The following is an 872-nucleotide window of genomic DNA, read 5'->3' on the forward strand; positions in this document are numbered from 1 at the left end:
TGCCGGGACTAAACACCTAGGTGATATCACCTAACAGCCACTACGTGGCATCCTGCTTTATTCGCTTTGCTCAACGGGGGAAGTTGGCGACTATCTAATAGTTTGTGTGTCTGCATAACGTGAGTCCGAGAAAGTGGCGAGCTTGATACCCTATTATGCTGGATTTTTTGACAGCGACTGCGTCTTAGAGCCCGATTTAAAAGTAGTTGAGCGACATCAAGAGTTTGTGATTCAACCGTCTTTGCAAAGAGATGGAGAAATGCAGTGCTCTGGACTGATGTTGCCCGGCGCCAGCATAACCGTGACGCGCTTCGATATCCAAGTGATTTGACAGACGGTGAATGGGACATCATCGACCCGCTTGTGCCTCCGGCAAGGTCCGGTGGTCGCCAGCGCACGACGGATATGCGGGCCATCGTAAACGCCATTTTGTACATAGCCTCCAGTGGATGCCCGTAGCGTATGCTGCCAAAAGATTTTCCGCCGATCTCAACCGTGCGCGGCTATTTTTATACTTGGCGCAAGTCCGACTTCTAGCAGTCGGTCAATCATCTCCTGGTGATGGAGGTCCGGGAACTCGCGGGTCGCGAGGCGTCACCAAGTGCCGGGGTGATTGACAGCCAGTCGATCAAAACGACGGAAAGCGGCGGTATTTCCGGATATGATGCCGGAAAAAAGATCAAGGGCCGCAAGTATCGCAACCGATACGCTCGGACTTATGTAGTATGTGGTTGTTTGCCGGTTCAGATACCGGAGGTGATCGGGCTGCTGCCATTTACAGCCTGATCGAGACGGCAAAGATGCAGGAGCTTGATCCGCGAAAATATCTTGCTGTCGCCCTTGACCGCATTGCCGATCATCCGATCAATCGG

2 pseudogenes are annotated in these 872 nt (G+C 52.5%); both read left to right on the plus strand.

The features are described 5' to 3' along the window. Positions 1–264: 264 nt before the first annotated feature. A pseudogene (locus tag THS27_RS26285) lies at positions 265–693 on the plus strand (IS5 family transposase); the annotation flags it as partial. A 35-nt stretch (positions 694–728) separates the two neighbouring features. Next, positions 729–872 (plus strand): annotated as a pseudogene (locus THS27_RS26290) (transposase domain-containing protein); the annotation flags it as partial.

It is taken from the genome of Thalassospira sp. MCCC 1A01428, from assembly GCF_002115825.1.
Lineage (GTDB): Bacteria > Pseudomonadota > Alphaproteobacteria > Rhodospirillales > Thalassospiraceae > Thalassospira.